General features: G+C 64.1%; 24 protein-coding genes. 15 read left to right on the forward strand and 9 right to left on the reverse strand.

The genetic code is table 11. The annotated features are described in order from the left end of the window. Positions 1-35 precede the first annotated feature (35 nt). The 4 genes from Mame_RS04395 to mbfA all read left to right on the forward strand — a co-directional run bounded on the left by Mame_RS04395 (position 36) and on the right by mbfA (position 3,387). Positions 36-872: an alpha/beta hydrolase gene (locus Mame_RS04395; RefSeq protein WP_018067460.1), complete on the forward strand. Its 837-nt coding sequence runs from the start codon at positions 36-38 to the stop codon at positions 870-872. A gap of 148 nt (positions 873-1,020) precedes the next feature. Beyond that, positions 1,021-1,581 carry a transglutaminase-like cysteine peptidase gene (locus Mame_RS04400; protein WP_018067461.1) on the forward strand — a complete coding sequence of 187 codons (561 nt, stop codon included), beginning with the start codon at positions 1,021-1,023 and terminating at the stop codon, positions 1,579-1,581. A 45-nt stretch (positions 1,582-1,626) separates the two neighbouring features. After that, positions 1,627-2,337, forward strand: coding sequence for an NAD-dependent deacylase (locus Mame_RS04405; protein ID WP_018067462.1), 711 nt, complete (start codon positions 1,627-1,629; stop codon positions 2,335-2,337). Positions 2,338-2,403: 66 nt separating this feature from the next. Further along, positions 2,404-3,387 (forward strand): iron exporter MbfA, encoded by a 984-nt coding sequence (gene mbfA, locus Mame_RS04410; RefSeq protein ID WP_018067463.1) that lies wholly within the window; start codon positions 2,404-2,406, stop codon positions 3,385-3,387. Positions 3,388-3,426: 39 nt separating this feature from the next. Here mbfA and rocF read toward each other — a convergent pair whose 3' ends face one another. Beyond that, on the reverse strand, positions 3,427-4,350 hold the full coding sequence (rocF, locus tag Mame_RS04415) for an arginase (protein ID WP_018067464.1): 924 nt from the start codon (positions 4,348-4,350) through the stop codon (positions 3,427-3,429). A gap of 186 nt (positions 4,351-4,536) precedes the next feature. On the opposite strand from rocF, the gene Mame_RS04420 reads away from it, so the two are divergent. Then, the gene (locus Mame_RS04420; RefSeq protein ID WP_018067465.1) at positions 4,537-7,497 is read left to right on the forward strand and encodes a diguanylate cyclase; all 2,961 of its coding nucleotides are present in this window, start codon (positions 4,537-4,539) and stop codon (positions 7,495-7,497) included. A 29-nt stretch (positions 7,498-7,526) separates the two neighbouring features. Here the strand turns inward: Mame_RS04420 and Mame_RS04425 are convergent, their stop codons facing one another. Beyond that, entirely contained in the window at positions 7,527-8,435 is a 909-nt protein-coding gene (locus Mame_RS04425; protein ID WP_018067466.1) for a polyprenyl synthetase family protein, read from the reverse strand. 136 nt (positions 8,436-8,571) lie between these two features. Here Mame_RS04425 and Mame_RS04430 point away from each other — a divergent pair, with 136 nt between their 5' ends. The 3 genes from Mame_RS04430 to rpmF all read left to right on the forward strand — a co-directional run bounded on the left by Mame_RS04430 (position 8,572) and on the right by rpmF (position 10,367). Further along, a complete protein-coding gene (locus tag Mame_RS04430) occupies positions 8,572-9,297 on the forward strand; it encodes a biosynthetic peptidoglycan transglycosylase (protein WP_018067467.1) in 726 nt (241 codons plus the stop codon). Positions 9,298-9,366: 69 nt separating this feature from the next. Next, positions 9,367-10,014 carry a glutathione S-transferase family protein gene (locus tag Mame_RS04435; RefSeq protein WP_018067468.1) on the forward strand — a complete coding sequence of 216 codons (648 nt, stop codon included), beginning with the start codon at positions 9,367-9,369 and terminating at the stop codon, positions 10,012-10,014. Between the two features lie 167 nt (positions 10,015-10,181). Further along, positions 10,182-10,367 carry a 50S ribosomal protein L32 gene (gene rpmF, locus Mame_RS04440; protein WP_026173944.1) on the forward strand — a complete coding sequence of 62 codons (186 nt, stop codon included), beginning with the start codon at positions 10,182-10,184 and terminating at the stop codon, positions 10,365-10,367. A gap of 102 nt (positions 10,368-10,469) precedes the next feature. Here rpmF and phaR read toward each other — a convergent pair whose 3' ends face one another. Next, positions 10,470-11,021: a polyhydroxyalkanoate synthesis repressor PhaR gene (phaR, locus tag Mame_RS04445; RefSeq protein ID WP_018067470.1), complete on the reverse strand. Its 552-nt coding sequence runs from the start codon at positions 11,019-11,021 to the stop codon at positions 10,470-10,472. A 199-nt stretch (positions 11,022-11,220) separates the two neighbouring features. Here phaR and Mame_RS04450 point away from each other — a divergent pair, with 199 nt between their 5' ends. Next, the gene (locus Mame_RS04450) at positions 11,221-12,402 is read left to right on the forward strand and encodes an acetyl-CoA C-acetyltransferase (RefSeq protein WP_026173945.1); all 1,182 of its coding nucleotides are present in this window, start codon (positions 11,221-11,223) and stop codon (positions 12,400-12,402) included. 143 nt (positions 12,403-12,545) lie between these two features. On the opposite strand, the gene Mame_RS04455 is transcribed toward Mame_RS04450, so the two are convergent. The 3 genes from Mame_RS04455 to Mame_RS04465 form a co-directional block, all read right to left on the reverse strand. Beyond that, positions 12,546-12,731, reverse strand: coding sequence for a hypothetical protein (locus Mame_RS04455; RefSeq protein ID WP_018067472.1), 186 nt, complete (start codon positions 12,729-12,731; stop codon positions 12,546-12,548). Between the two features lie 32 nt (positions 12,732-12,763). Then, positions 12,764-12,919 carry a DUF3309 family protein gene (locus tag Mame_RS04460; RefSeq protein ID WP_018067473.1) on the reverse strand — a complete coding sequence of 52 codons (156 nt, stop codon included), beginning with the start codon at positions 12,917-12,919 and terminating at the stop codon, positions 12,764-12,766. A gap of 238 nt (positions 12,920-13,157) precedes the next feature. Next, on the reverse strand, positions 13,158-13,670 hold the full coding sequence (locus tag Mame_RS04465; RefSeq protein WP_018067474.1) for a DUF6622 family protein: 513 nt from the start codon (positions 13,668-13,670) through the stop codon (positions 13,158-13,160). 79 nt (positions 13,671-13,749) lie between these two features. Between Mame_RS04465 and Mame_RS04470 the strand changes: the two genes are divergently transcribed. The 6 genes from Mame_RS04470 (at position 13,750) to Mame_RS04495 (ending at position 21,074) form a co-directional block, all read left to right on the forward strand. Then, positions 13,750-14,559 (forward strand): LytTR family DNA-binding domain-containing protein, encoded by an 810-nt coding sequence (locus Mame_RS04470; protein WP_018067475.1) that lies wholly within the window; start codon positions 13,750-13,752, stop codon positions 14,557-14,559. 361 nt (positions 14,560-14,920) lie between these two features. Beyond that, entirely contained in the window at positions 14,921-18,076 is a 3,156-nt protein-coding gene (locus tag Mame_RS04475; RefSeq protein ID WP_018067476.1) for a helicase-related protein, read from the forward strand. A gap of 4 nt (positions 18,077-18,080) precedes the next feature. Further along, positions 18,081-18,464: an RNA-binding S4 domain-containing protein gene (locus Mame_RS04480; RefSeq protein WP_018067477.1), complete on the forward strand. Its 384-nt coding sequence runs from the start codon at positions 18,081-18,083 to the stop codon at positions 18,462-18,464. Between the two features lie 178 nt (positions 18,465-18,642). After that, positions 18,643-18,981 (forward strand): ferredoxin FdxA, encoded by a 339-nt coding sequence (gene fdxA, locus Mame_RS04485; RefSeq protein ID WP_018067478.1) that lies wholly within the window; start codon positions 18,643-18,645, stop codon positions 18,979-18,981. 445 nt (positions 18,982-19,426) lie between these two features. Then, positions 19,427-19,999 carry a CarD family transcriptional regulator gene (locus Mame_RS04490; RefSeq protein ID WP_018067479.1) on the forward strand — a complete coding sequence of 191 codons (573 nt, stop codon included), beginning with the start codon at positions 19,427-19,429 and terminating at the stop codon, positions 19,997-19,999. A 211-nt stretch (positions 20,000-20,210) separates the two neighbouring features. After that, the gene (locus Mame_RS04495; RefSeq protein WP_018067480.1) at positions 20,211-21,074 is read left to right on the forward strand and encodes an RNA polymerase factor sigma-32; all 864 of its coding nucleotides are present in this window, start codon (positions 20,211-20,213) and stop codon (positions 21,072-21,074) included. 25 nt (positions 21,075-21,099) lie between these two features. Here Mame_RS04495 and Mame_RS04500 read toward each other — a convergent pair whose 3' ends face one another. From Mame_RS04500 to thiP, 3 genes are all read right to left on the reverse strand, one after another. After that, positions 21,100-22,608: a M48 family metalloprotease gene (locus Mame_RS04500; RefSeq protein ID WP_018067481.1), complete on the reverse strand. Its 1,509-nt coding sequence runs from the start codon at positions 22,606-22,608 to the stop codon at positions 21,100-21,102. Between the two features lie 103 nt (positions 22,609-22,711). Continuing rightward, positions 22,712-23,359 carry a thiamine ABC transporter ATP-binding protein gene (locus tag Mame_RS04505; RefSeq protein WP_018067482.1) on the reverse strand — a complete coding sequence of 216 codons (648 nt, stop codon included), beginning with the start codon at positions 23,357-23,359 and terminating at the stop codon, positions 22,712-22,714. Between the two features lie 14 nt (positions 23,360-23,373). Beyond that, positions 23,374-24,984 (reverse strand): thiamine/thiamine pyrophosphate ABC transporter permease, encoded by a 1,611-nt coding sequence (gene thiP / locus Mame_RS04510; protein ID WP_018067483.1) that lies wholly within the window; start codon positions 24,982-24,984, stop codon positions 23,374-23,376. Positions 24,985-25,272: the final 288 nt, after the last annotated feature.

Genomic DNA, 25,272 nt, shown 5'->3' on the forward strand with positions numbered 1-25,272 from the left:
AGCGCGCGATTGCGGGCGTTTTACGGGGCGGCGCCATGTCCAAGACGAGCCTGGAGAGCAAGATGAACGACGAGAGCCAGCTGACCTACACCGAAATCGACCATGGCGACGGCCCGCTCAAGATCGCCATGCGCCTCCGCAAGGGAAGGGACGATGCGCCGATGCTGGTCTGGTTCTCCGGCTACGGCTCGGACATGCTGGGCTCCAAGGCCGAGGCGCTCGACGCCTATGCCGGTGAAAACGGGCTTGCCATGCTGCGCTTCGACTATACCGGCCATGGCGAAAGCGAAGGCGCGTTCAAGGACGGCACGATCTCACGTTGGCTTGCCGACGCGCTCAAGGCCATCGCCCATGCCGCTCCCGAACGGGTCATCATCATCGGCTCGTCCATGGGCGGCTGGCTGGCGCTTCGCGCGGTGCAGGAGCTGAAGGCCAAAGCCGGCGCGCCCGCGATCGAGGGGCTTCTGCTGCTCGCGCCCGCGCCCGACTTCACCAGCGAACTGATCGAGCCGGACCTGACGGACGCCCAGTGCAAGGCGCTTGCCGAGAACGGCTATTTCGCCGAGCAATCGATCTACGGCCCGGAGCCGACCATCTATACCGCCGCCCTTCTCGATGACGGCCGGCGCAATATGGTGCTCACCGGCATTATCGAGACCGGCTGCCCGGTGCACATCATCCAGGGCAAGCAGGACCCGGACGTGCCCTATAAGCACGCGCTGAAGCTGATGTCGCATTTGCCGGCCGACGATGTCGTGCTGACGCTGGTGCAGGATGGCGACCACCGGCTTTCGCGACCGGAGGACATTGCCCGCATGCTGACCGCGCTTTCCGGCCTTCTGGAGACCGCCTCCGAACATCGCGCCGGTTAACCATTTCTTAAGATCTCGGTCCCCGCACCCCTCACGCTGATTGACTCACCGCCCTATTTCTCCTTAACTCTTTGTTAAGAATTCAAGGGCGGATGGGTATAGCGTGCCTCGTTTGGATAGACTGATCATCTCGGCTTTCTGCGCCATTATGGGCCTCGGCTTCGCGACGCCCGCGCTTGCCGCATCGGCCATGCCGGTGGGCGGGGTCACGTCCCAGCCGATCGGCCATTTCGAGTTCTGCGAGCAGCACCGCCGCGATTGCGCGCCCCACACCGCCAGCAAGATCGCCGCGCGGCTGACCAATTTCGGCTGGAAGACGGTGGTTGCCGTCAACAGCGCGGTCAATGCCGAAATCGAGCCGATGACCGACGAGGAGCTTTATGGCCGCGAGGAAGTCTGGGCCTATCCCGATAGCGGCGCCGGCGACTGCGAGGATTTCGTGCTGGAGAAGCGCCGCCGCCTGATGAAGGCCGGCATTGCCGCCTCCGACCTCTTGATCACCGTGGTGCGCAAGCCCAATGGCGAGGGCCATGCGGTGCTGACGCTGCGCACCAATGACGGCGATTTCATCCTCGACAATCTGAACGACGATGTGCTGGCCTGGTCGGATACGCCTTACACCTTCCTCAAGCGTCAGGCGTCCTTCGACAGCGGTCGCTGGGTCAAGGTCGAAACCGGAACCGATCTGCCGGTCGCCTCGTTGCGTTGACATCAGCCTCAGGCCAGGCGCCTGGGCCCGAGACAGGCGTGACACATGAAGATTGACACATCCTCCCCGATCGTTGTGCTGACCGGCGCCGGCATTTCTGCGGAATCGGGCCTTGCGACATTCCGCGATCAGGGCGGGCTCTGGGAGGGGCACAGCATCGAGGATGTCGCGACCCCTGAGGGTTTCCATAAAAACCCTGACCTGGTGTTCGATTTCTACAATATGCGCCGCCGCGAGGCCGCGAAGGCCAAGCCGAACGCCGCTCACAATGCGCTTGCCGCACTGGAAAACGCCTGGGACGGCGATTTCCTGCTGATCACCCAGAATGTCGACGACCTGCACGAACGGGCCGGCTCCAAGAGGATGTTGCACATGCATGGCCGGCTCGATTCCGCGCTGTGCTATGAATGCGGCAGCCACCAGCACTGGGAGGGCGATCTCGACCGGGACTGCTTCTGTTCAAGCTGCAGCCGCCCCTCGCTGCGCCCCGATATCGTCTGGTTCGGCGAAATGCCCTATGATATGGACGCGATCGAGGTCGCTTTGGAAAAGGCGGCCCTGTTCGTGGCGATCGGCACGTCCGGCACGGTCTATCCCGCCGCCGGCTTCGTGGCGGGGGCTGCGGCCGCCGGCGCGCATACGGTCGAGATCAATCTCGAAGCAACCGGCAACAGCCTGTTCGGCGAATGCCGGACCGGTTCGGCCTCGACGGCCGTTCCAGACTTTGTCGCGACGCTTCTCGGCAAGAAACCCTGATTACCCGTTTGACCTTTGACGAATTCGGATTTAGAATTATTCTAAACTATAACCGGAATCAGTCCCATGGTCCTGCCCCTTTTTGGTCGCGCCAAGCGCGACTTCTCCTCCCTGCGCGAAGCTGAGATACTGGCGCTTGCGATTTCCTCCGAGGAGGACGATGCGCGCATCTACAAGGCCTATGCCGCTCACCTGCGCGGCGAGTACCCCGACAGCGCGCGGATTTTCGATGACATGGCCGAGGTTGAGGACAGTCACCGGCGCATGCTGATCGACATGTTCAAGCGCCGCTTCGGCGATGACATACCGCTGGTCCGGCGCGAGCATGTGCGCGGCTTCATCGAGCGCCGCCCCGACTGGCTGATGAAGACGCTGTCGCTGGACAAGATCCGCCGCCAGTCGGTGCTGATGGAGGAACAGGCCCAGCGCTTCTACCGCGCCGCCATGAACGAGGTTTCCGACGCCGATACCCGCAAGCTGCTCGGCGATCTCGCCATGGCCGAGGAGGCGCATGAGGAGCTCGCCGAGACGCTGACCGAGAAACACGCGCCGGAAGGCGTGCGCGACGAGGAGGCCGCCAAGGAGCACCGCCAGTTCCTGCTGACCTGGGTGCAGCCGGGCCTTGCCGGGCTGATGGACGGCTCGGTCTCGACGCTGGCGCCGATCTTCGCCGCCGCCTTCGCCACGCAGGATACCTGGCAGACCTTCCTGATCGGCCTGTCGGCCGCCGTCGGCGCCGGCATTTCCATGGGCTTCACCGAGGCGGCCCATGACGACGGCAAGCTTTCGGGCCGCGGCTCGCCGATCAAGCGCGGCATCGCCTCCGGCGTGATGACCATGCTCGGCGGGCTCGGCCACGCGCTGCCCTATCTGATTCCGGACTTCTGGACCGCGACGATCATCGCCATTGTCGTCGTGTTCTTCGAGCTCTGGGCGATCGCCTTCATCCAGAACAAATATATGGAAACTCCGTTCATGCGCGCCGCCTTCCAGGTCGTGCTGGGCGGCGGCCTGGTGCTGGCGGCCGGCATGATCATCGGCAGCGGCTGAGGGGGGCCGCCCGGCTTGGCCTTTGTGTTGCGGGCGGCTTCAGCCGTAGCTGCGGGTCGGGCGGTCCATGACGCGCCTGCCGAACAGGCTGGCGGTCAGGTCCGTCATCAGGATCGCCGCCTTGCCGCGCTCATCGAGGAACGGGTTGAGCTCGACCAGATCGAGGCTGGTCACGAGCCCGCTGTCATGCAGTATTTCCATCACCAGATGCGCCTCGCGGAAGGTTGCCCCGCCCGGCACGGTGGTGCCGACCCCCGGCGCGACCGTCGGGTCGAGGAAATCGACGTCGAAGCTCACATGCAGCATGCCGTTTTCGGCCTCGACCTTTTCCAGGAATGCCGTCAGCAACCCGGCAATGCCGTTTTCGTCGATGGCGCGCATGTCATGCACCGTAACGCCCGCGCCGCGGATCGTCGCGCGTTCGGCCGGATCGACGCTGCGGATGCCGATCATGCAGACATTTTTCGGATCGACCGGAGCGGCGAGCGGCGGAAACACGCCTTCGAAACCCGGCTGGCCGGTGAAATAGGCGGCCGGCGTGCCGTGCAGATTGCCGCTGTCGGTGGTCTCGAGCGTGTGGAAATCCGTGTGTGCGTCGAGCCACAGCACGAAAAGCGGTCGGCCCTCTTCCTGCGCCCGCCGCGCAACGCCGGCAACGCTTGCCGCCGCCATCACGTGATCGCCGCCCATGAAGATCGGCAGGCCATCCGCGGAAATTTCGAACGCCTTGTCGACCAGCGCGTCGAGCCAGGACACGGTCTCGCTCAAGGCCTTGAGCTTGGCGTTGGGATGGGAGACGGCGCGTTCGGCGGCGGGCGTCAGATCGCCGAGATCGCGCACGGTATGGCCGAGCCCCCTCAGCGCCTCGGCCAGGCCCGCGGCTCTCAACCCGTTGGGCCCCATATTGCAGCCCTTGCGCCCCGAGCCGCACTCGACCGGCACGCCCAGCAAGATACAGTCCATGTCATTCTCCACAGCCCTGCCGAAGAATCGGGCATCCGGCGCATGCAAACACGAATGATCGTAAAAGAGAACCGTCACAACGCCATGAATTACAGGAGCCATGCGTCAGCAGGAATATCGATCCGGGCCGGTTCTGTGCTATTTGATGTCGAAAGGAAACGGCGAGGCATGAATTGAGAAGGCAGCATGGATGAAATCTGTTTGAGCGACGCCCGGCAATCGGCCGGCCGTTTTTTCCAGAAGATGACCAAGCCGGTCTTCGCCTTCATCCTGCTGATCACCTCCCTTGCCGCCAGTCCGCTTGCGGCCGAACCGGTCGACCTGACCGATGAGGAGCGGGCCTATATCGCCGCTTACCGCGTGGCGACCATCGGGCTCGTGGCCGACAACGAGCCGTATTCCTTCTACCTCAATGGCAAGATCATGGGCTGGTCGGTGGACGTGCTGGACGCGATCTCCGCAATGACCGGTCTCGATTTCGCGGTCCGGCTGGGTTCGTGGCCGGAAATCTACGGCCAGTTCCGCCAGGGCGGGCTGGACGTGATCGCCGACATCTCCTTCACCGAGGAGCGGGACCCGTTCATTCTCTTCACCGAACCCTACCACCTGCGTCGCACGATATTGTTCGAAAATGTCGACCGCCCGCTCGGCGATCTCGCCGACACGGAGGCGCTGAAAGCGCGGCGGATCGGCGTGATCCGCGACATCTACTATGCCAACGCGCTCAAGGATGCCGGATTCCAGCTCCAGGAATATGCGACCTATCGCGACCTGATGGCGGCGGTCGCCTTCGGCTGGGTGGACGGCGCGCTCGCCGCGGAGTTGACCGGGAATTTCTTCATCCGCGAGAATGGTTTCACCAATGTGGCGGCCGCCGGCGCGCTGCCGTTGACAGCGGTGTCACTGGAAGACTTCCGCCTCGGCGTTCTCGATCAGGCCGGCGATGCCGCGCTTCTGTCGTCGATCCTGCAGAAGGCCGTGCTGGCGTTGCCGCCCGAAACCCTGGACGAGATCACCGACCGCTGGCTGAGCTACCGCACGGGGCGCACCAGCAATGGCGGCCTGCTGCGGCTGCTGCCGGAGGAACAGGCCTTCATCGAGGAAGCGCCGACGCTCTCGATCGGCTTCATCATCGATTACCAGCCCTTCAGCTATCTCGAGAACGGTCGCGGCCAGGGTCTTGCCGTCGATCTTGCCCAGTATATCAGCGCCAGCACGGGCCTCTCGTTCGAGCCGGTCTATGACAACTGGGCGAAATTGCTGCAGCGCTTCAAATCCGGCGACCTCGATATTATCACCAATATCTCCCACACCGAGGAACGCAGCGAATTCACGCTGTTTTCCGACGAATACCACCGCATCCCCAATGCGGTATTCGTGCGCTCCGGCTTCGGCCCCTATCGCGACATCGCCGATCTCGACGGCAAGCGGATCGGGATCGGCCGCGACATCTATTACGCCGATGCGGTTTCGGCGCGGTTTGACGACGTGCGCCAGTTCGATGGCCAGGAAGCGCTGATCCACGCGCTGGCCGACGGCGAGATCGACGCCGCCATCGCTTCGCTGAGCAATGGCAATTCCATCATCCGCCGCGACGGGTTGATCAATATCCAGATCGGCGGCGAGTTCCTGATGGACGGGGTCGAGCGCGAGGACCTGCGCTTCGGCGTCTCGCCGAAATATCCCTATCTCGAAAGCATCATCGACCGTTCGCTCGCCTCGATCCCGCTCGCGCGCTGGCAGGAGATGGAAAACCGCTGGCTCGGTCCGCCGCTGGCCGGGATCGATCGCCGCCGCGCCGTGCTCGATGAAGACGAACGCGATTATCTGCATGACAGAGGGCCGCTCAGGGTCTGCGTCGATCCGCGATCGCCGCCTTATACCATGATCGAACGCGACGGCGATTTCACCGGAGCGATTGCCGATATCCTTGCGCTTCTGGGTGAGAACGGCGAGTTTTCCTGGCAGATTCAGCCGGTGCCGCTCACCTCCGACAGCGAGCGTGAGGCCGCCCTTGCCGGCTGCGACGTGCTGCCATTCGTCGCCAATGCCGATTTCGCCGGAAGCGACTACGATCTGACGCCCTCCTATCTCGAAATGGCGCTTGCCGTCGCAAGTCGGCTGCAGGCGCCGTTCGTGGAAAGCATGCGCGACCTTGAAGGACAGCGTGTCGGGGTGGTGTCGCGCCACGCGCCGCTGACGATGCTGAAGGCGCGCTATCCCGATGTCGCGATCGTGGCGCTGGACGGTGAAGGCGCCGGGCTCGATGCCGTGCTGGGCGGCGAACTGGACGCGGTCGTCGGCCCGCTCGACACGCTCGTCTATCTGATCGCCGCCAGGAACACCAACGACATCAAGATCTCCGGCCGAATCTCCGAGAACGTCCAGGTGGTCGCAGCCACGACGGCGGCCGAGCCCATGCTCGGCGATATTTTCGAAAAGCTGATCGCCACGCTCGATCCCGTCGAGGTCGACCGGATTCTCAACCGCCAGAAGCTGGCGCCGTTCAAGCGCGCGATCGACTACCGGCTGTTGTTCGCCACCGCGGCGCTGATCGCCGTCGTGTTCCTCGTTTTCCTGTACTGGGTCCGCAAGTTGCGACTGCTCAACAGGGCGCTGAACACGGCCAATGACCTGCTGCAACAGTCCTCCATCACCGATGGGTTGACCGGGCTCTACAACCGAACCCATTTCATCGCGCGCGCCGAAGTCGCCTTTGAACAATGCCGGCGCGACGGCGAGCGCTTTACTCTCACCATGCTCGACGTCGACCATTTCAAGCCGATCAACGACCGGATGGGCCACGTCTTCGGCGATGCCTGTCTGGAACATCTCGCCGCGGTCTTCCGGTCCCACTTCCAGAGAGCGGACGACATGGTCGCGCGTTACGGCGGAGAGGAGTTCATCGCCTATCACATCGCGGGCGGACCGGAGGAAATCCGCGCTTTCCTCGAGGATTTGCGCGCCAAAGTGGAGGCGAGCCCGGTGCGCCATCACGATTACGTCCAGCCGCTGACGGTGAGTATAGGATTTTATTCCGCCGTTCCCGGTGAACACGACACGCTCGATCGCTTCATCGCCGAAGCCGACCAGCGGCTCTACGACGCCAAGGAGGCCGGGCGCAACCGCGTCATCGGCAACGACTGAGCGCGACCTTCATCCGACACGCGCAGACCTCAGTTCTCGCGCGAGGCCACGAAGCGGGCTGCGGCGATCAGCGTTGCCGCCCGCGCACCGAAGGGGCTAAGCAGGGCCTCGGCCTCCGCGACCAGTTCCGTCAGCCGGCGCTCGGCCCAGGCCGGGCCGTGGAGCGACACCAGCGTGCCCTTGCCGCGCCCGGCATCCTTGCCGGTCGCCTTGCCCATGGTTTCGGCATCGGCTCTGAGATCGAGGAGATCGTCGGCAAGCTGGAAGGCGAGGCCGATCACCGCGCCGAACCGGGCAAGCCGGGCGCGCGCGTCCGCCCCGGCGCCGGCAATGATCGCACCGGCCTCCGCTCCAAACCGGATCAGCGCGCCGGTCTTCATCGCCTGTAGCGTCACGATGCCGGCCTCGTCCGGCGGGGTCTTCTCCGCCGCCAGATCAAGCGCCTGACCGCCCGCCATGCCGCCAATGCCCGCCGCCCGCGACAGCGCGCTGACAAGCGCAAGGCGGGCTACGGGATCGAGCCCGGTCGCATCGTCGGCGATGATATCGAAGGCGAGCGTCAGCAGGCTGTCGCCGGCGAGAATCGCGGCGGCCTCGTCAAAGGCCGTGTGCACGGTCGGTCGTCCCCGGCGCAGATCGTCGTCATCCATGGCCGGCAGGTCGTCATGGATCAGCGAATAGCAGTGGATGCATTCCAGCGCAGCCGCCACCCTGAGCGCCGCATCCGCCGGCCCGCCGAGAAGCCGCGTTGTCTCGATCACCAGAAACGGGCGGAAACGCTTGCCGCCGTTCAGCACGCCGTGGCGGATCGCCGCCATCAGCGTTTCCGGCCGCGCCGTTTCGCCTTCAAGCGGTTCGGGGCCGAGCAGTCGGTCGAGGCAGGCTTCGACGTCCTTGCGGGCGCTTTCGAGGCGGGTGGTGAATTCGGTCTCTGACATGGGGCCATGTCTTGGCATGAGGGCGCGCGGCGTTCAAGCGGTTTCGCGCGCGCTCTCATGCAGGGACGGCAACGGCTTTTCTTGGCGTCGGCATCACGCTATGGAAGGGGCGGATTTCACGAAAGCTGATATATCGATGCGCGACGACGACATGCCGGAAGACGATGAGGATGAGGCTCCCCGCCGGTCGCTGTTTCGCCGCCTGATCCGCTATGGCGTGATCGCAATCATCGTGATCGTGCTTTTGCCGTATCTGCTGCTGCCGCTCTACCGGCCGTCCTTCGTCCATCCGGTTTCGGTGCCGATGATGGCCCGGCTTTTTACCGGCTACGACCGGCAATGGGTGCCGTTCGACGAGATCGCGCCGGTGCTGGTGCAATCGGTGATGATGTCGGAGGACGGGCAGTTCTGCAATCACGACGGCATCGACTGGGGCGAGTACAAGGCCGTGGTCGAGGATGCGCTGGCGGGCAAGGCCGTGCGCGGGGCGAGCACGATACCGATGCAGACGGTGAAAAACCTCTATCTCTGGAACAGCCGCTCCTATCTGCGCAAGGCGCTGGAACTGCCGCTGGCGATCTCCGCCGACATCGTCTGGCCGAAGAAGCGGATCATGGAAATCTATCTCAACATCGCGCAATGGGGGCCGGAAACCTTCGGTATCGAGGCGGCGGCGCGCGAACAGTTCGGAGTGTCCGCCGCGGACCTGACGGCGCGGCAGGCCGCACTGCTCGCCGTCTCGCTGCCCGATCCGGTGGGCCGGCAGGCCGCGGCCCCAAGCCGACATATGCAGAACCTCGCCGCCAGGGTGGAGCGGCTGGCCGGGCGCTCGGGCGCCTATATCACCTGCCTTTATGACTGACATTCGACATTGTTGTTGGCGCGGGGCGGGGAAATGCGGTTAACTCCCGCGCAAACGGAAGGGTGAAGCATGAGCGATCTGACGCTTTATATCGGCAACAAGAAATATTCCTCATGGTCGCTCAGGCCCTGGCTGGCGATGGAGGCCGCCGGCATTCCGTTCAAGGAAGTACTGATCCCGTTCGATTTTCCCGCCGGCAATCCGCGCTTCCGCGAGGTCTCGCCCGTGGGTCAGGTGCCGGTATTGCATCACGGCAAATTCCGGGTCTGGGAATCGCTCGCGATCATCGAATATGTCGCCGAGCTTTACCCCGAGGCCCAGCTCTGGCCCGCAGACAGGATCGAACGGGCGGCGGCGCGGGCGGTCTCGGCGGAAATGCATGCGGGCTTCCGGGCGCTGCGCGGGGCTTGCCCGATGAATTTCGGCCGCAAGCCCGCCCCACTTGCCGTCGATGACGCCGTCCGGGCCGATGTCCGGCGCATCGAGACGCTGTGGGCCGACGCGCTGGAGGCCTCCGGCGGGCCGTTCCTGTTCGGCAGCTTTTCGGCGGCCGATGCGATGTATGCACCGGTCGTCAACCGCTTCGAGGTCTATGAACTCACCGACAATCCGACGTCGCTCGCCTATATGACCGCGATCAGAAGCGTGCCGGCTTTCCAGCGCTGGCGCGACGGTGCGCTGGCCGAAAGCTGGGTGGTTCCGGAAGACGAAGTCTGAGCCCGGTCTCCGCCCGGCTTCCCAATGAGTCAAAAAAATGCCAAGGGGACTGGTCAAACTCCGGATTGCCCTGTATAAGCGCGCCAAATTTCAAGAATTCCAAGGGCGATCTTGCGGTGGTTTCACCCGCCGATGATTGCGCCTTGCGCCCCAAGTGGAGTAGTCCAATGGCTGTACCGAAAAGAAAAACGACCCCGTCCAAGCGCGGTATGCGCCGTGCTGCCGACGCTCTCAAGGCTCCGACCTATGTCGAAGACAAGAATTCCGGCGAACTGCGCCGTCCGCACCATATCGATCTGAAGACCGGCATGTATCGCGGCCGCCAGGTTCTGACGCCGAAGGAAAGCGCCTGATCCATCAGGCAGCGTTTCCGCTGAAATTGAAAAAGCCGTCCCAAAGGGACGGCTTTTTTGTTGCGGCGCATTTCATGGCCGGGCGTTTCCGCCCGGCGTCGCTCACATATTGTCGATACGGTCCTGCAGCACCCGCAACTGACGCCTGAGATCGTCGAGATCGCCGGCGGCCGCAGTGTGCATGCCGTCAAGGTCGTCCTCTTCTGCCGCGGCGCGGTAGCTGGTGGCGCCGAGGCCGGCCTGACGCGCGGCCTCTTCCTTGCGGTAGTACTCCCGCTTCAGCGGATTGGCGTAGAGTGCCTTGTCCATCTGTTCGCGCATATGGGTCTGCTGCTCGGAAAACGCCTTCATGGCGTTGTCGAGAAAGCCCGGCAGCATGGCCTGCATCTGGTCGCCGTAATAGCCGATGATCTCGCGCAGGAATGAAACCGGCAGGATCGCCTGATCGGACTTCGCCTCCTGTTCGAAGATGATCTGGGTCAGCACGGTATGGGTGATGTCGTCGCCGGCCCTGGCGTCCTTCACGGTGAAATCCTCTCCTCTTTTCACCATGTCGGCCAGGTCTTCCAGCGTGACGTAGCTGCTGGTGCCGGTATTGTAGAGCCGGCGGTTCGCATATTTCTTGATGATTGTTGGTCCGTCGCTTACGGGCATTGTGCCTCCTCCCGCGATCTGTTTCCTCTTCCCGCCTTGATGTAACCTCAAAACCGGGCCCGGTACAATGATTTTGTCGCAATGCAGCGACGCCGGCGGCGGGGCCTTTCCCGCGCGGCAAAGCGGCGGCGGCGGCCCGTTTGACTTCGCAAACCGGCTTCTGCACATTGCCGCTATCGTGAAACGGGGAGAGAGAAACATGTCCGGTTCGGCCATTGTTATTGCAGGCGCGGCGCGCACGCCGATCGGCGTTCTGGGCGGCGCGCTTTCCAGCGTGCCCGCCCATGAGCTGGGGGCCGTGGCGATCGCCGAAGCGCTTACCCGGTCGGGCGTTTCGCCGGCGGACGTCGACGAGGCGATCCTCGGCCAGGTGCTGACGGCAGGCGCCGGCCAGAACCCCGCCCGACAGGCGGCGATGGCCGCCGGCATGCCGGCCGAGAAAACCGCCTTCGTCATCAACCAGCTCTGCGGGTCGGGGCTCAGGGCGGTCGCGCTCGGCATGCAGCAGATCCTTGCCGGCGATGCCGAAATCGTGGTGGCGGGCGGACAGGAATCGATGTCGCTGTCGCCGCATTGCGCCCATCTTCGCAGCGCAACGCGGATGGGCGACGCCGCCATGGTCGACACCATGCTGAAGGACGGGCTGGTCGACGCCTTCTATGGCTATCACATGGGCGTGACGGCGGAAAACATCGCCGAGCGCTGGGGCCTGACCAGGGCGGTGCAGGACGATTATGCCGCCCGCTCGCAAAACCGCGCCGAGGCCGCCCGCGCCGCCGGCCACTTCGCCGAAGAGATCGTGCCGGTCACGGTTGCCGCCCGCAAATCCGAGGTGGTGGTCGATCAGGATGAAGGCATCCGCGAGGGCATGACCCCGCACGCGCTCGAACGCCTGCGCCCGGCCTTCATGGATGGCGGTAGCGTGACCGCCGGCAATGCCTCCGGCATCAATGACGGCGCGGCGGCGCTGGTGCTGATGGACGCGGCAAACGCTGAACGGCGCGGCATCGAGCCACTGGCGCGGATCGTGTCCTGGGCGACCGCCGGCGTCGATCCGCAGGTCATGGGCACGGGCCCGATCCCGGCATCGCAAAAGGCGCTGGCCAGGGCCGGCTGGCAGGTCGGCGATCTCGATCTGATCGAGGCCAACGAGGCGTTCGCGGCGCAGGCCTGCGCGGTGGTGCGCGAACTGGCGCTCGATCCGGAAAAGGTCAATGTCAATGGCGGGGCGATCGCGCTCGGCCATCCGATCGGCGCGTCCGGCGCGCGGGTGTTGACGACCCTGCTTTACGAAATGCGCCGGCGCGATGCGAAAAAGGGCCTCGCCACGCTCTGCATCGGCGGCGGCATGGGCGTTGCGATGTGCGTGGAACGCGCCTGAGCGGAAAAGAAAAGGCGTCGCAAAAAGCGACGCCTGGATCGACGAGCGGGGGGATGCTTCGAGCCGATCTTGACGCGACAGCCCGAGGCGCGCGCCGCTTTAGATGGCCCCGGCATGAATGACGCTGCCGGGGCGACCCTGGATTACCTTGCGGTTGCAGCGCCGACGCCAGCGCCGATAAGGCCGCCGGCAACAGCACCGGTCGTATTGCCCGTCACGGCGGCGCCGGTCGCCACGCCCAGGCCACCACCGATTGTGGCGTTGCGCTGCTGCGTGCTGCATGCTGCAAGCGGAAGAAGGATTGCGATGGCGAGAACGGTCTTTTTCATGCGGTCATGTCTCCAATTATCTTTGGTCTTTGTCAGATATAGCCTGCCAGAAGCAGGATTATGACGATCAGCAGCACGAGGCCGAGACCGCCGGACGGCCCGTAGCCCCAGTTGGTCGAATAACCCCAACGCGGCAGCGCGCCGATCAACAGCAATATCAGAATAATGAGAAGAATGGTGCCCAGCATGTGATTGCCCTCTCCGTTCAGATGTTCGCAGCCTAAACGCGGCCGGGCAAAATTTTGTTCCCGGCCCATCTTCCGAAGGCGGCGCGGAAAAGGTTAACGGCGGCGCGCGTCCCCCGCGCCAACCGCTTGAAATATATGGTTAACAAATCCTTCCCGCACCATATCTAGCGGTGAACAAAACCGGAAGATCGACCGGTAAGCGATTCGTCGCTGATTCGTTCCGGCTTTGACCTGAAAGTTAACGGGGAGCGCTTTCACCGGCGCCGGCGAGCCTTTTTACCTTGAGCAGATAGGCTACGGCGCGAGCGGTGGAAAAGCCTGTCGCAATGCCGATCACGGCGTTGACCGCGAGCATGAACGGCACGTTGTTGGCAAGCGCGGGGTTCACGGCGAGGCCGGCATTCTGCGCATAAAGCGCGGCAAACAGCGCCAGGACCATCGCCAGCGTGTGCCATTCGCCCTCGACATGGGCGCTATCCCCGCCGGCATAGGAAAGCCGATCCTGCGGCCGCAGCATGACCGTCAGCAACGCGCCGACAACCAGGCCGCCGACGAGCCCGACAAACACCGCATGGGTGTAGTCAAGCGTAGCCAGCCGGTGACCGGCGAGAAACAGAAACAGAAGCGGCAGGATCACGAAGGCGCGTAGATGAACATCGCGCGGATAAAGCCGCTTCACGCCGCGATAGACGAGCAGCGCCAGGATGAGCCAGACATAGAGGGGCGTGCCGGTGATGATGTCGATAAACATGTCCGCTGTTCCTTTCATCTTGGAGAAACGATAACCTCGGCCGCTGCCATAACATTCCGAGCCATCGGGAAAACAGGGAATGAACGAACTGCGCGAAAACTTCGCGAATGACAGCGGCCTGCAATTCACGCTTCGCCAGATGCAGCGCGATCTTGCCAATTGGCGGGTGCATGGCCTGCTTCTTATCCTCGTCGCCGTGCTCGCCTGGTCCGGCCCCTTCGATACGCAATCGGCGTTTTCGCTCGCCGGGCGCTTCGCCTTCTGGGCGGCAACCACGTTTCTGACCTATTGGGCGGCGCATTTCTTTGCAAAGTGGACGCGGTTTCACTTGAGAGCCCGCCGGACACCGCGCCATTTCGCGCTTGTGGCCGTTATTCTTGTCGCGGGCCTTGCCGCCACCATCGCCGTGCTGCCGGTCACGATCGCGGTCGAAGGCATTGCGGCGCTCGCGCCCTCTGCGATTGCCGCGACCGCGACCCATGCCTTCATCATCGCCACCGCCGCGGTTGCGGCAATGGAGCTTCTTGCGCGCGACAAGCCGGCGCAAGCGGAGACGCCGCAAAGGCCCGAACCGCCGCGGCTGCTAACGCGCCTGCCGGTTGAAAAGCGCGGACCGCTGGTCTCGCTCAGCGTCAGCGATCATTATGTCGAGGTCACCACCGTCTCGGGCCGCCACATGCTGCTGATCCGGCTGAAGGACGCGATCGAGGAGACCGCGCCGGTAGCGGGCCTGCAAATCCACCGCTCCCACTGGGTTGCGCTCGACGCCGTCTCCGCCGTCCAACGCGAGAACGGCAAGGTGTTTGTCGAGACCACCGCCGGCGACCGCCTGCCCGTCAGCCGTTCCTGTGTCGACGACCTGCGCCAGGCGGGCCTGCTGGCACGTTGAGGCAAATGGTTAACGCGATGGCCGAATCCGGCCTTTCGCTATGATCCCGCAAGAAATCCGAATCCAGATGTGGATCGCGCACGAAGCGTTTCCGCAACATCTAGCCGTGAACAAACCGGGAAAACAGCAGAGTCAGCGATTCGTCTGTGATTCGTTCGCATCTGTTCCAAAACTTAACGAAAGGGCGTTTTCGCGGCTGAAATCGCGCGGCCCTCTTGCTTGTCGGCGATGGGCGGGCCATCTATAGGCGAGCGACCGCTGCGGGCCGATGGAGCCGGCCCGCGCGGATATGAAAGACCGTCGGGGGCGAGGATTTGGCCCTGACCACATCATTCGGGACCGGACATTGAATTCTGAAGCAATGATCTTGAGCGGGCGCGGCGTGACCGCGATGCTCGGTCCGACCAATACCGGCAAGACCCATTTCGCGATCGAGCGCATGGTGGCGCATTCCTCGGGCGTCATCGGCCTACCGCTGCGCCTTCTGGCGCGCGAGGTCTATACCCGTATCGTCGAGCGCGTCGGCGTCAACAATGTCGCGCTGATCACCGGCGAGGAGAAGATCGCCCCGCCCAAGGCGCGTTTCAGCGTCTGCACCGTGGAAGCCATGCCGCGCGAGGCCGATGTCGCCTTCGTCGCCATCGACGAGGTGCAGCTCGCCAGCGACATGGAGCGCGGCCACATCTTCACCGATCGTATCCTGCATCTGCGCGGACGCGAGGAGACGCTGCTTCTCGGCTCGGCGACGATGCGGCCGATCCTGCAGAAACTGCTTCCCGGCATTTCCGTGGTAGAGCGGCCCCGGCTGTCGCAGCTTTTCTATGCCGGCCAGAAACGGATCACTCGCCTGCCGCGGCGTTCCGCCGTCGTCGCCTTTTCCACGGAGGAGGTCTATGCGATCGCCGAGCTGATCCGCCGCCAGCGCGGCGGCGCGGCGGTGGTGCTGGGCGCGCTTTCGCCCCGCACCCGCAATGCCCAGGTGGAGCTCTACCAGAACGGCGACGTCGAATATCTGGTGGCGACCGACGCGATCGGGATGGGCCTCAACCTCGATGTCGACCACGTTGCCTTTGCCCAGGACCGCAAGTTCGACGGCCATCAGTACCGCAATCTCAATCCCGGCGAACTCGGCCAGATTGCAGGCCGCGCCGGCCGCCACATGCGCGACGGCACGTTCGGCGTCACCAGCCGGGTCGCACCGTTCGACGATGAGCTGGTGGAACGGCTGCAATCGCACCAGTTCGATCCCGTCCGCGTGCTGCAATGGCGCTCCAAGGCGCTCGATTTCACGTCGCTCGACAGCCTGAAGGCGAGCCTTGACGACGTGCCGCGCGTGCCGGGCCTGACGCGGGCGCTGCCGGCCGTCGACCAGCGCGCGCTCGAATTTCTGGCGCGCAATCCCGACGTTGCCGGCAAGGCCGACCGCCGCGCCCGCATCGAGCTTCTGTGGGAAGCCTGCGCGCTGCCGGATTATCGCCGGATCACCCCCGCCCAGCATGCCGAGCTGATCGCCTCGCTCTATCTGGACCTGGTCCAGCACGGCACGGTGGACGAGGATTTTCTGGCAAAGCAGGTAAAACACGCCGACCGGATCGATGGCGAAATCGATACGCTGTCGGCGCGGATTGCCCAGATCAGAACATGGACTTATGTTTCGAACCGGCCCGGATGGCTTGCCGATCCGACACACTGGCAGGAAAAGACACGGAAAATCGAGGATCGGCTGTCAGATGCGCTGCATGAGAGGTTGACGAAACGCTTCGTTGACCGCAGGACATCTGTGCTGATGAAGCGCCTGAGAGAGAATGCGATGCTTGAAGCTGAAGTGAGCGTGAATGGTGATGTCTTTGTGGAAGGACATCATGTGGGGGAACTGGCGGGCTTCCGTTTCAAAGCCGTGTCCGGGGCCGAGGGTCCCGATGCCAAGGCGATTGAAGCGGCGGCGCTGAAGGCGCTCGCGCTGGAGTTCGAGGCGCGGGCCGCGCGGCTGCACGCCTCCGGCAATGGCGACCTGGCGCTTGATGCGTCGGGCACCGTGCGCTGGCTCGGCGATCCGGTGGCGCGTCTGGTTGCCTCCGACAACGTGTTGCGCCCGCGCGTGATCGTGCTGGCCGACGAGCAGTTGACCGGTCCGGCGCGCGATCATGTCGCCGCCCGTATTGAGCGCTACGTCAATCACCAGATCCAGACCGTGCTGAAGCCGCTCGATGATCTCGCCAGTGCCGAGGATCTCGAAGGCATCGCCCGCGGCCTCGCCTTCCAGCTCGTCGAAGCCTACGGCGTGCTGTTCCGCCGCGATGTCGCCAATGAAGTCAAGTCGCTGGATCAGGATGCGCGCGCTTCGCTCCGCCGCTACGGCGTGCGTTTCGGCGCCTATCACGTGTTCATGCCCGCGCTTCTGAAACCCGCTCCGGCGGAGATGATCACGCTTTTGTGGGGCCTGAAGAATGACGGGCTTGAGAAGCCCGGCTATGGCGATCTGATCTCGGTGCTGGCCGCCGGCCGCACCTCGGTCGTCACCGACCCGACGTTCGAACGCGAATTCTACAAGCTCGCCGGTTTCCGCTTCCTCGGAAAGCGCGCCGTGCGCATCGACATTCTCGAGCGTCTCGCCGATCTCATCCGCCCGCTGACGCAGTGGAAGCCGGAAGGCGGCTCGGCCCGGCCGGAAGGCGCGTTCGACGGCCGCCGTTTCGTCACCACGCCGGCGATGATGTCGATCCTCGGCGCCACCGCCGACGACATGGAGGAAATCCTCAAGGGTCTCGGTTATCGCGCCGACATCGCTTCGGAGGAAGAGGTCGCCACGCTTGCCGAAATCCAGGCCGCGCGCGACGCCGAAAAGGCCGCCCGCCAGGCCCCGAGCGGCGTGACGGTGGAAACCGTCGCCAAGAAGGCCGTCGCTGAGAAGTCTGCCGAAGCCGAAAAGCCCGCGACCGAGGCCACCGAAACCTCGACCGTCGCCCAGGAAACGGCCACGTCCGAGACCTCCGCAAGCGATGAAGCGCCGGCAGCCGAGACGGAAGCCACCGACGCGCAAACGGCTGAAGCGCCGGTGACCGAGGCCGCAAAGCCCGTTACGGACGAAGCCTCCGCGCCTGCCGCCGAAAAGCCGGAAGATACGGCTCAGGACGCTGGCCAGCCGACCGGCGAGACCGCAGGCGAAGACAAATCGGAAGAAGAAGCCAAGCCGGTTCTTCTCTGGCGTCAGGCCGGTCGTAACGAACGCAACGCCCGCCCCCAGCAGGGCCGCGGCCAGCAGCGCGGCGAAGGCCGCGGGCGCGGGCAGCAGGGCGGCCGCAAGGGCGGCGAAGCCGGCGAGAACCGCGGCGATGGAGAGCGTTTCGGCAAGAACGACCGGGGAGGAAAGGGCGGCAAGGGCGGCAAGGGGCCGCGCCGCGATCGCAACGACGATCATGCCAACCAGCGTCCGCCGCGCCGCGAGAAGGAAAAGCCGATCGATCCCGATTCGCCGTTTGCCAAGCTCGCCGCGCTGAAGGCGCAGATGAAGCGCTAGAGCCATGGACGAGGCCGCGATACGACAGCGCATCGACAAATGGCTGTTCTTCGCGCGCATCGTCAAATCGCGCTCGCTGGCGCAGAAACTGGTGCGCGACGGCCATGTCCGGCTCAACGGGTCGCGGGTGATCCGCCCGAGCGTCGATGTCGGCGATGGCGACAAGCTCGTCGTCGCGCTGGAACGGCGCGATGTCCATGTGATCGTGCGCGCGGCCGGCACAAGGCGGGGACCGTTTGCCGAAGCGCAGACGCTCTACGAAGATATCAGCCCGCCGCCGGAAGCACGCGCCAAGCTCAACGCCTTCGAACAGGCCCAGCGGGTTCCGGGCTCCGGCCGTCCGACCAAGAAGGAGCGCCGCGACCTTTCGAAACTGCGCGGCGACTGAATTGTCGGCGAGGGTTTGGAAAGTTCTACCCGTCACGCCCCGGTTTCGAGCATGAAATGGTCTTGCCCGGCCGTTTGAAAGCCGGTACTTCCGGGCATAAGTTCATGGTTGCGAAGCCCGCGGCGAACCGGTTTTTGGTTTTACAGGGCGCGCGCCGGCCGTTTTTCTGGAGTCTTTCATGACCTATGTCGTGACCGATAATTGCATCAAGTGCAAATATACCGATTGTGTCGAAGTCTGTCCGGTGGACTGTTTTTACGAGGGCGAGAACTTCCTCGTCATCCACCCCGATGAATGCATCGATTGCGGCGTGTGCGAGCCGGAATGTCCCGCCGAGGCGATCAAGCCCGACACCGAGCCCGGCCTCGACAAGTGGTTGAAGCTGAACGCCGATTTTTCCGAATCCTGGCCCAATATCACCATCAAGAAAGAGCCGCTGCCCGAGGCGGAGGAGATGGATGGCGTCGAAAACAAGTTCGAGAAATTCTTCTCCGACAAGCCCGGCACGGGTGACTGAGCGACGCTCCGTCCGTCGGAAACTGACGCGCCCCGGTGATTGACGCATCGTCAACAAGCGCCGCTTTTTTCCGGCCGGGTCACAATTTTGGGCTTGGCGAAGCGCTCCAATTCGGTTACGTGTCGGCCATGGACCACCCTCCCGCCGGTGACGATGCGTCACGGGTGCACGGCTCATTGATTTCTGCTGCACAACATGCTATATAATTGGCACTGACCCATAAAACGGCAGCTTTGTCTTAAAAGCCGAAGAAAGAAATCAACCCAAACGTCGAATAATCGGAATTTTTTTGAAGGCCTTTGTCTTCAGATCAGGATTTCGTGTCGCTTTTCGTTGCCCGTTCGATGGAAACAGTGGGTGGCAACCTCCGTTGCCCCACCCTCCGGATCATGCATGTCCGGAACCGGCGCCCGCCGGATGCGTAACAGGGAGTTTTTGAAAGCCTATGACAGTACAACAGAAAAAACCTGCCGGCCGCCACGGTTTCAAGCCCGGCGAGTCGATCGTCTACCCTGCCCACGGCGTCGGCATGATCAGCGCGATCGAGGAGCAGGAAGTGGCCGGCATGAAGCTCGAGCTTTTCGTTATCGAATTCGACAAGGACAAGATGCGCCTGAAGGTGCCGGTGGCCAAGGCCATGAGCATCGGCATGCGCAAGCTGTCGGAGACCGATTTCGTCGAGCGCGCGCTGAAGGTTGTGCAGGGCAAGGCCCGCGTGAAGCGCACCATGTGGTCGCGCCGCGCGCAGGAATATGACGCCAAGATCAATTCCGGTGACCTGATCTCGATCGCCGAGGTGGTGCGCGATCTTTACCGCGCCGAGAACCAGCCCGAGCAGTCCTATTCCGAACGCCAGCTCTATGAGGCGGCGCTTGACCGCATGGCGCGCGAAATCGCCGCCGTCAACAAAATGTCGGACACCGAGTCTGTCCGTCTGATCGAAACCCACCTTGCCAAGGGTCCCAAGCGCGGCAAGGCGGCGGAAGACGAAGACGACGCCCGCGAGGAAGCGGCCTGATCAAGGCGCTTCCAGCAGCGTATCGAATGAAAAATCCGGTCTTTTAGGCCGGATTTTTTTATGATCCAGCCCTTTTTTATGAAAAAATGAATTCCATGTTGAACTAAATGGCCTTGCTCTGCGTTGATATTTTCGAGGAGCAAGGGGATGCGCCTGACGCCGTCCCGAAGCACTCGTTGGCCCAAACAACGCGCCTTCCGGGAGCCACGCCATGGATATCGACGTACAGGACCACCGCATTGCCAGCGCAGCAATGGCAGCGCCCTATCTCTCACGCGAACAGGAAACCGAGCTTGCCACCCGCTGGCGGGTGCAGGACGACAGCGATGCGCGCGATGATATCGCCATGGCGCATCTGCGGCTGGTGCTCTCGATGGCCGGCAAGTTTCGCGGCTTCGGCCTTCCCAAGGCCGATCTGGTGCAGGAGGGTTATGTCGGGCTTCTGGAAGCGGCCGCCCGGTTCGATCATCAGCGCGGCGTCAGGTTTTCGACTTACGCAAGCTGGTGGGTCCGGGCCTCGATGCAGGATTACGTGCTGCGCAACTGGTCGATCGTGCGCGGTGGCACCAGTTCCACCCAGAAAGCACTGTTCTTCAAGCTTCGTCGCCTGCGCGCCAAGATTGCCGCGCGCGACCGGAGCATGAGCTCACAGGCAATCTACGAGGAGATCGCCGCCAGTCTCGGCGTCTCGGTCTCGGACGTACAGGTCATGGACGCCCGGCTTTCCGGCAATGACGCCTCGCTTCAGGCCCCCGTCGGCAATGATGGCGAGGAGGGCGCGGAGCGGATCGACCTTCTGGTCTGCGACGCACCGCTGCCGGAAGAGCAGGTCTCCGGCATTATCGACGGCGAGCGGCTTCATCTCCGGCTGAAGCGCGCGCTGACAAAGCTGACCGCGCGGGAAAACCGCGTGATCCGCGCCCGCAAGCTTGCCGACGACAGCGCCACGCTCGCCGAACTCGGCGCCGAACTCGGCATTTCCAAGGAACGCGTGCGCCAGATCGAAACCCGGGCGCTTGAAAAGCTGAAGATGGCGATGACATCGGACGGTATTCAGGAACTCGCGCTCGCCTAAGCGGCAGGAACTGCTCCAGCGGCCCCTACTGCGAAACGATCTTCACCGTCTCGCCCGCTGAAAGCGTTGCCCCCGGCGGCAGCGCGTTCAGGACCTGGAACAGGGCGAGCTTGCGGTTTGTGCCCATCATTTTCGCGGCGAGGCTGGCGACCGTGTCGCCCGGCTGAACGGTGACGATGCGAATTCTCAAGGGCTTCAGATCGGCGGCCTCGGCAGGCGACAGCTTGCGGAACGAAGACCGCACGGAAAAGGCGGTATCCTCCAGCGCGCCGCTGCCGCGCGGCGCGGCGGTCAACAGGCGATAGATATCGCCGCCGTCGCGGATCACCGTGACGTCGAACACCCAGTCGCCGGCAACCGCCTTCGCGGTCGCGGCCGGCATGCCGTTGACGGTGGTCGACTGGACCGAACCTTCGACCAGACCCGTCACCCAGCCGCTTCTGATATATTCCTCGAGATCGCGCCGGCCATTGGCCTTCACGCCGTCGAAACGGATCGCGACATCGCCGGGTCCGGTGGCGACCACTGCATTGGCCTTGTCTGTCATCACAAAACCGGGTGGCACCTGGAAGGCGATCTGCAGCTTGGGATGATAGAAATCGCGGTTGCGGATATAGCCCTGCTCAGGATTGCTGCCATAAAGCAGTCCGTTGATTCCGTTCAGGAAATAATCGCGCCCGATCTCGCTTGGGCCGACATTGGCATAGAGCGCGGCCTGCTGGGCGGCGAGTTCGACGCGGCGCGGCGTGTTGGGATGGCTTGACAGGAAGTCGAGGCTCTCGCCCTCCGCGCCCGCCGATTCATATTGCGCATAAGCCGCCATGGAGCGCAGGAACCGCGAGGCGGCATAGGGGTCGTAGCCGGCTTCCGCCAGCATGCGGATGCCAATCGCGTCGGCCTCCAGCTCCTGCTGGCGCGAGAAGGCGGCAAGGCGCATCTTGCCGCGCGCGGCGATCTGGTCGACTTCAGGATTGCCCGGCAGAACCTCGGAAATCACCTCGTTGGAAATCGCTTCCGCTTCCTCCCGGCGCTGGCGTTCAATGCCGTGATTGGCGGTGACATGCGCCATTTCGTGCGACAGCACGGCGGCGATCTCGGAGGCATCGGTGGCAAGCGCCAGAAGCCCGCGGGTGACATAGAGATAGCCGCCCGGCAGCGCGAAGGCGTTGATGCTGGGCGAATTCAGGATGGTGATCCGGTAGGTCTGGCGCGGATTTTCCGAAACCGCCGTCAGCGCCCCGGCGACGCGCGCCACCAGTTTTTCCACCTGCGGGTCGCGGTACTGGCCGCCATAAGTCTCGAGAATGCGGGGATGCTCGCGCGCGCCCATCGCCGCATTCGGATCGTTGCGGGTCAGCGCGTCGACGGTCTGTTCGGCGCTTGCCGGTGTTTCCGGCAGGATGAAGAATGTGTCGTTGGTCTGGCACGAGGCAAGCCCCAGCGCCGCGATCAGTACGAACACGGATGGCCGCACTCCCGGCAGGAAGCGCCTGCGTCTGTCTTGCGTGAGGCCGCGGCCGACCTTGTTCACCATGCCTGTCGCGTCCGGATGAACGCGTCCCTGATCACTGCGGTCCGGCGAAAGCCGCCCGGCGCTTGTTTCACTCTATCATATTTGACGTTCCGCACGCCAAGGGTCAATAGCGCGCGGAAAGTTGCCCGTCCTCGACAACCAACCGGTGGTCGGCGATCGCCTCCACCTCGTCCGGCTCATGCGAGACGATAACGACGGTATTGCCGGATTCGCGGTGAAGTTCAAGCAGCAGCCTGCCCATCTCGCCGCGCATATCGGGATCGAGCGCCGCGAATGGCTCGTCGAGCAGCAGAACCGGCCGGTCGCGCACCAGCGCTCGGGCAAAGGCGGCGCGCTGGCGTTCGCCGCCGGACAAGGTCGCGGGCTTGCGCTTGTCATAGCCTTCGAGCCCGACCCGTTTCAACGCATCGCGCACTTTCTCCCGTCCGGCCTCGTCCAATTTAAGGGCAGGATCAAGGCCGAGGCCGACATTGGTGAAGATATCGAGATGGGCGAACAGGTTGTTTTCCTGAAACACCACCGTCACCGGTCGTCTGGAGATGTGGAGCCCGTTCATCCGCTCCCCGGCGATCAGGATCTCGCCGCTGTCGGGCTTCTCGAAGCCGGCGATCAGGTTGAGCAGCGTCGTCTTGCCGGAGCCGGAGCGGCCGGTCACCGCGCTCACCTTCGCGCCCTCGATCTGGCCATCGAAGAGGAAGTCCTTGTCGCCGAGCCTCAGGGCAACATCGTCAAGCGTGATATCGACGGGCATGGTCGCTTTTCCTTTCATCGCGCGGCCTGTCGGCGGGTGCCGGCGACCATCAGGATAAGGCAGATCGCGCCGAGGATCAGCGCCAGCCCGTTGGCATCGGCCGTGCGGTAACTGCCGAGCCGGCTGTAGAGCAGCCAGGGCAGGGTGGTGAGATCATCGCCGCCGAACAGCGCCACCGCGCCAAGATCGCCAAGCGACAGGGCCATGGCGAAGGAGAGCGCGGTCAGAAGCGGGCGTTTGAGCCCCGGCCAGTCGACGATCCTGAGCCGGGCGAAACCGGAAAGGCCGAGACTTGCCGCAAGCCGCGCGGTGCGCGCCCTGTGGACGGCGATTGCCGGCTGCAGCACGCGCAGCACGAAGGGCAGCGCCATCAGCGCATTGATGCCGGCGACCACCAGCGGCGCGGCCGCGTCTGTCAGCCCGAAGGGGCGCAGCAGCAGGAACCAGCCGGTGCCCAGCACGATTGGCGGCACCAGCAGCACCAGCGATCCCATTGCCGCCATCGTCGCGCTGAAACCCTTCTCCACCGCGCTCGGCCGTTTTGCCGCGGCCACCGCCCCGGTCGCGGCGATGAAGGCGAGCGCCACGAGAAGCGAGAGCAGCGCGGCGCCAAGCCCAATCGCAAGGCTTGTCGCCGTCGCCCGCAGAAAGACCCGTTCGCCGAGAAGCTTGACGAGGTCGGCCTCGAAGCCCTTGATGACGATCATGGCGAGCGGCAGTGCGAGGGCGATCGTGAAAAGCGCGATGATGCCGGCATCTGCCAGCGCCTTGAACCGTCCGGCGCCGTCCGGACGGGCAAGCGCGGTGTCGGCGCTGGTGCCGGGATCGCTGGCCTTGGGCAGGAAGGCGAGCGCGATCAGCACCAGACCGGTCAGCCCGATCTGCATGCCGGCAAGGGCGACGGCGCGGGCGGGATTGAAATCGAAGCGCAGCGCCTGATAGATCGCGACCTCGATCGTGGTCGCCGCCGGCCCGCCGCCAAGGATCAGCACCAGCGTGAACGAGGTGGCGCACAGCATGAAGATCAGCCCGGCGACGCCGGCGATCAGCGGCGCGATCACCGGCCATTCGACGAAGCGGAACACCGCGCGGCCGGGCATGTCAAGCATCGCCGCCGATTTGAAATATTCCTGCGGCACCCGCTCCAGCCCCGCCAGAAACAGGCGAGCAGCGAGCGGCAGGTTGAAATAGACATGGGCCAGCAGAATGCCCTGCAGGCCATAGATCTGGAGCGGGCGGCCGAAGCCTGCGAGCGTCAGCAGATCGTTGAATATTCCCTGCCGGCCCCAGATGCCGATCAGCCCGAGCGCGCCGATCAGCACCGGCAGGCCGAGCGGCACCGCCATCAGCCGCACGATCCACAGCCGGCCCGGAAAATGCGGCCGCCGCGCCAGCGCCAGCGCGACCGGGATGGCCAGCGCCACCGAAATCAGCGTCGACAGCGTGGCCTGCCACAGCGTGAAACGCAGGATGCGCCAGACATAGGGCTCGTCGAACACCGCGATCGAAGCCTGCAGCCGCCCGAAACCGGAGAGCGCGGCAATGGCGATCGCGATGAAGCCGATCACGCTCGCAAGGGCGGCGATGCCGTAGCCATAGCTGCGGCGGCGTTCTGAGGAGGACATCAGCACGGGGGGGTCCTCTCGCTCAGGCGCAGGCGGGCGGATGGGCCCGGCAGCGTCTGGAGGGTGCAAGCCACCGCACAGCCAGCCCGCTACCTCGCCACTTGAGAAGTGGGTCTGTTGCATGCAGGCGTGGCGTCTTGCTCCCAATATTCTCTCCCGCTGGCGGGAGAGATGCCCCGAAAGGGGCAGTGAGGGTGGCGCAGCATTTCAAATTGTGAAGGCGTTCGTAGTGATAGACTCCCCCCTCACTGTCGCTGTCGCGACATCTCTCCCCTCCGGGGCGAGAAG

The sequence above is a fragment of the Martelella mediterranea DSM 17316 genome (assembly GCF_002043005.1).
In the GTDB taxonomy this organism is placed as follows: domain Bacteria; phylum Pseudomonadota; class Alphaproteobacteria; order Rhizobiales; family Rhizobiaceae; genus Martelella; species Martelella mediterranea.